The sequence below is a fragment of the Marinimicrobium sp. UBA4209 genome (genome assembly GCF_002381585.1).
Classification (GTDB): Bacteria; Pseudomonadota; Gammaproteobacteria; order Pseudomonadales; family Cellvibrionaceae; genus Marinimicrobium; species Marinimicrobium koreense.
Genome location: NZ_DFTP01000069.1, coordinates 10,273 through 15,514 on the forward strand (window position 1 = coordinate 10,273; position 5,242 = coordinate 15,514).

Here is a 5,242-nt window from a genome sequence, read left to right on the forward strand (position 1 = left end):
GGGAGCTGGAGGAGCTGCTGGAGCTGGAAGACGAACTGCTGCCATCAAACGGGTTGCCGAAGCCGATGGAACCGCTGCAGTGGAGCATTTCCGAATAGGAACCCGCACCGCACTCTCCGTCCCAGGCGCCGGTGTTGTCCTGTTGATCTTCCGCCTGGTAGGTGACGCCGTTGACGATCACATAGTCCACCTGCACGTCACGATCACCTTCATCATTGGTAAAGGCCACGCGAAGCTCTCCGGTGGCGTTGGTGCTCACGGTGTAATCCAGCATGCCGACACTCAACGTCCAGGTTTCGATCGTCTGGCCACCAATTTCGAGGCTGACGCTTTCGTCGCCGGTCACGCCACTCATGCGCACGGTCACGCTGTTGTCACCGCCGGCATCGGAGCTGCTGGAACTGCTTGAACTACTGGAGCTGTCGGAGCTGGAGCTGCTGCTCGATCCATCGCCCCCTGCCACATCAAGGGAGGCCAACTCCGCAATGCTGCCACCGTTGGCGCAGAAGCCGAAGCCGGTGCTGTTACCCGCTTGAATGGTGGCGTTATGAGCAGCGGGAGTCACTGAGGTTCCGCTCAGGTTGCCGTTCCAGAGGTTGTTGATGCTACTGCCATTAAGATCCAGGCCGACGGTCCAGTCCGTGATGGCACTACCGCCATTATTGTCGATGGTGACGCTGGCACAGTAGCCAGAGCCCCACTGGTTATCGACATTCAAGGTGGCCTCAGCGGAGCCGGAAGTTATGGCCTGCGCCGCCTGGGCGGATACAAATAACGCCGCCCCCAACATCAGTTTTCTGTGTAGTAAGTGGGTCATTTTCGAACTCCTGTTTCAAGTCATTATTGGCATGTGGAGTGTTGCAAATGAATGCAAGAAAACGCCTGCTCACCGACGGAGGTTCGACTCAATAACAACTTAAGTGAATAGCGCTGATTGTTGATTATTAGAACGGGTTATTAAGCGCTATTGGGTACCGCCGATCCGTAGGCGTCTTCTGGAGTTAACTACCGCACCTACATATTGTCAAATTGAACTTAAGGGGTTGGCGCCTGATCCTTTTATTGTTTCTCCGGTTTGTGCCACGCATCACGAAATCTGCCAATTTCCCCGTTCGCACTGCCCAATAAGTCACAGTCAAGGCTATTGACATACTTGTATACATGTCTTACTTTAAGACTTAGAGATCGGATGACTATAAGTTGACCGGTCTTACTTCGCCCTCCCACTTCTCGGGCGAAATGAATAATGCGCCAATTTTCATAACGATAAGCCAGCTTGGAGATTGTTCATCATGAAAACCCCAACCTTCCGCCTCAGCAAACTGGGTTTGCTGGGCCTTGCCATCGGTGCCACCAGTTTTGCTCAGGCTCAGGAGGCCAATGAAGAGGCCGCCCCGGCCACCACCGGCCTTGAAGAGGTGGTCGTCACGGGCTACCGCGGATCACTGCTCAACTCGACCAACGCCAAACGGGACTCCAACGGATTCTCGGATGTGATTTTCGCCGATGATATCGGCAACATGCCCAGCCAGAACCTGGCCGAGTCCCTGGCCCGAATTCCCGGCGTTAAGATCAACCGTGAAGTGACCGGTGAAGGCCAGCAGATTTCTGTGCGGGGTCTGGGACCGAGCTTTACCAAAATTGCCCTCAACGGCAATGCCATGGCGGTGGCCTCTACCGGCAGCCTGACCTCCGGTAACCGCAACCGCGAAGTGGACCTGGACCTGTTCCCCACCGAGCTGTTCAGCAGCCTGGCGGTATCCAAAACCGCAACGGCCGGCCAGCTCGAAGGCGGGGTATCCGGTTATGTGAACATGCGCACGGCGCGCCCTTCCGACTTTGATGGCCAGCATTTCAGTTACTCCCTGGAAGGGGCCTATAGCGAGCTGAGCGAGGATGTCAGCCCCAAGTATTCGTTCATGTATAGCAACTCCAACGAACAGTTTGGCGTGCTGTTTGGTCTGGCCGGTGAGCAGAAAAGCTCCCGGGTGGACGGCTATGAAGCGGTTGCGCTCTACACCGACGGCTGTGTGGCCGAGTGGAGTAACCCCGAGCGCACCAACTCGGCCTGTGTCGAAGGCAGCGAAGGCTTCAACCACTTTTTCTGGAGCCCTGAAGCCACACCGGACTATGCGGCGGCCAAAGACGGCGTGGCAGTGGGTGACCCGGTCGATCCGGTAGCCACCTCTGGTCTGGACGCCGAGACACTGGACACCGCCCTGCTGCCCTATCTCGGCCGTCCGATGACCGCCGTGGGCGACCGCGACCGGATGACCGGCTTGCTCTCGCTGGAGTTCCGTCCCAATGACGATATGGAGTTCGTCCTGGACACCATGTATGCCCAGGCCGATCGTGACTTCACCCGTACCGAAGCCATGCTGTGGGGACGGCGCAACTACCTGCATCAAGGGGCGGCCATCATCCCCGAAGATGTCACGGTTGAGAACGGTTATGTCACCGACGCAACCTTTTACAACGCCCACATCTGGGTAGGCTCGCATCAGTACACCGAAGACCTGAACTTTGTCAGTTTCATGCCCAGCATGGCCTGGCAGATCAGCGATGACTTCAAGGCCGACATCTCGGCGAGCTATACCAAGTCAGAATTCGATCGCGACGAGCCTTATGTGCTGTATATGTCCCCCGGTGCGACCATGCAGTACACCGTGTCCGGCACTCTGCCCTCGTTCAACTTCAGTCTCGACCCGGCCAGCCCCGATATTGGCTGGACTTGGCAACAGGAGTTTGACCAGAACGAAGACGGCGTCATTCAGGACAATGAGAAGTTCGGCGACCGGTTCCGTATCCAGCGCAACCGCCGGGTAACCGAAACCAACGGTTTCCATGCGGACTTCGCCTGGGGCGAAGATGCCGACGTCAGCGGCATCAAGTTCGGCCTGGCCTGGGATGAGAATTCCAGCAACATGGACGCCTGGGGCGGCACGCAGGAGTTTCAGGAAAATTTTGTGGACGGCTCCGATGCCGACCTGAATTTCTCTGACTACCTCGGCCCATCACTGGTTGACGACCTGGGCAGCAACATCAGTGGCTATAACGGGTACTCCGGTATCGCCCAGGTGGACTGGGCGCGCATCAAGGAGGCCACCAACTATGACGACTTCGAGCCGATCAAAACCAGTGGCGACCAGTTTGGCCAGACCGTCGGTAACATCAGTGAAGAAATGCTGGGCCTGTATGTGGAAGGCAACGTTGAGCAGCAGGTGAATGATCGGCCGCTGCGCATCAACGCCGGTATTCGCTGGGTGGATACCGAACAGACGGTGAGCACCGACCAGAGCGAAACCAAGGCGGATTACAGCAAAGTGTTGCCCTCGTTCAGTATGGTGTACGACCTGCGGGACGATATCAAAGTGCGCATGAGCGGTTCGCGCAGCCTGACCCGCGCTAACCCGGCGGACATGTTCCCCAACTCAGCCTGGGGCAGCTCCGGTATCGAATCGGTGCGTGCCGGCAACCCCTTCCTGACACCGTTCGAAGCCACCAACTTCGACATTGGCGGTGAATGGTATTTTGAAAATACCGGCTATGTCGGTTTCACTCACTTCATCAAGGAAGTGACCGGGTTCACCCGCTCCGACACCCTGACCGTGGACTGGCTGGACCTGCCCAACTACGGCATGGACATCAACAACATCGGCGAGGACCGGGAGCAGGCACTGGCCGAGTGTGGCGGCCCGACCGTGTGTACGACTCAGGTGAGTACCCGCAGTAATGTGGATGGCTATACCACGCTATCTGGCTATGAAGCCATCTGGGTAATGCCGCTCGACTTTATTGTGGAAGGCCTGGGCTTTGACACCAGTGCCACCCACATTAACCAGAGCGCCAGTGACGAGGATGCCATTGTGACCGGCATTTCCGACTGGACCTACAACTTCACCGCCTTCTACGAAACCGACCGTCTGCAGGCTCGTATGACCTACTACCATCAGGATGGATCGGTGTCCGGGTACACCAATGGGTTCGAGCTCAAGTCCATGGACCGCTCCCAGGTGGACTTCTCCGGCAGCTATCGCCTGCCGGTGCTTGAAGAGCAGAACCTGACCATCACCTTCGATGCCTACAACATCACCGACGAACCGGTCGGCACCTGGCATCAGTACGAAGGCATTACCTTTGACGCCTTCTACCCCGGCGCCACCTATACCTTTGGTATTCGCGGCTCCTTTTAACGCGGTGCGATGCTGAGACCTCCTGCCCAGGGATGGGGACGTAACACCTTGGTCGGTGAATTCGTTCACCGGCCTTTTTTATATAGCAACTTTGTTTTTACATAATAAATTTGGCATCATTCCCACCCAGTACGATAAATCATAAACACACGAGGCACTCCCCAATGCGCTGGACCCAACCTTTGCTCTGTATCGGATTGGCCACTGCGGTCATGACCGGCTGTAACAGCCAACCCAACACCCCCAATCAAGCCGACCGGGAAGAATGGGTCGACCTGTTCAACGGCAAGGATCTGGATGACTGGATCATCAAGATTGCCGGCTCTCCTCCGGGCGAAAACACCCTGAACACCTTCCGCCTGGAGGACGGCAAGATCGTGGTCAGTTATGACCAATACGATGAACTGAACGGTCGCTGGGGCCACATTTTTTACAAGGAGCCCTTCTCCCACTACCGCATCGAGGTGGAATACCGCTTTGTGGGCGAACAGGTCGCCGGTGCGCCAGAGTGGGCCATTCGCAACAACGGCATCATGTATCACGCCCAATCCCCGTATGAAATGGCAATCGACCAGGGCTACCCCGCCTGCATGGAGGTGCAACTGCTCGGTGGCAACGGCACCGATGAGCGCCACACCTCCAATCTGGTAACGCCGGGTACTCATGCGGTTTATGAGGGCGAGCTGCGCGAGGATCACATCATCGAGTCGACCAGCAAGACCTATCACGGCGATCAGTGGGTCACCGCTGAAGTGGAAGTGCACGGCAATGACCTGGCGATTCACCGGGTGGAAGGTGAAGAGGTCATCCGGTACAGCGGCATGCAACTGGATGACGGTACGCTACTGCACGAGGGCTATATCGCACTGCAGGCGGAAAGCGCCCCTATCGAATTCCGCTCGGTGCGCCTGCTCAACCTGAAGGGCTGCATGGACGACAGTGCCAGCAACTACAAGTCCTATTTTGTGGCAAACGACCCGGACGCCTGCACTTACTGATGATGCACCGGGGTGAGTGACCGGCCATCCCTCATTGACCATCTCGCTTGA

Annotated in this window: 2 protein-coding genes and 2 pseudogenes; 2 read left to right on the forward strand and 2 right to left on the reverse strand. The window is 57.0% G+C overall.

The annotated features are described in order from the left end of the window. Both B3187_RS10205 and B3187_RS10210 read right to left on the reverse strand, forming a co-directional pair. Positions 1-445, reverse strand: a pseudogene (locus B3187_RS10205) (carbohydrate-binding domain-containing protein); the annotation flags it as partial. Between the two features lie 69 nt (positions 446-514). After that, positions 515-817: pseudogene (locus tag B3187_RS10210) on the reverse strand (cellulose binding domain-containing protein); the annotation flags it as partial. 475 nt (positions 818-1,292) lie between these two features. Here B3187_RS10210 and B3187_RS10215 point away from each other — a divergent pair. Both B3187_RS10215 and B3187_RS10220 read left to right on the forward strand, forming a co-directional pair. After that, positions 1,293-4,193, forward strand: coding sequence for a TonB-dependent receptor (locus tag B3187_RS10215; RefSeq protein WP_286806231.1), 2,901 nt, complete (start codon positions 1,293-1,295; stop codon positions 4,191-4,193). A gap of 164 nt (positions 4,194-4,357) precedes the next feature. Then, positions 4,358-5,191, forward strand: coding sequence for a 3-keto-disaccharide hydrolase (locus tag B3187_RS10220; protein WP_286806232.1), 834 nt, complete (start codon positions 4,358-4,360; stop codon positions 5,189-5,191). Positions 5,192-5,242: the final 51 nt, after the last annotated feature.

What these genes read in the sequence shown, in the direction of transcription:
- B3187_RS10215 (WP_286806231.1), top strand. Translation starts at nt 1,293, where the DNA reads ATGAAAACCCCAACCTTCCGCCTCAGCAAACTGGGTTTGCTGGGCCTT.
- B3187_RS10220 (WP_286806232.1), top strand. Translation starts at nt 4,358, where the DNA reads ATGCGCTGGACCCAACCTTTGCTCTGTATCGGATTGGCCACTGCGGTC.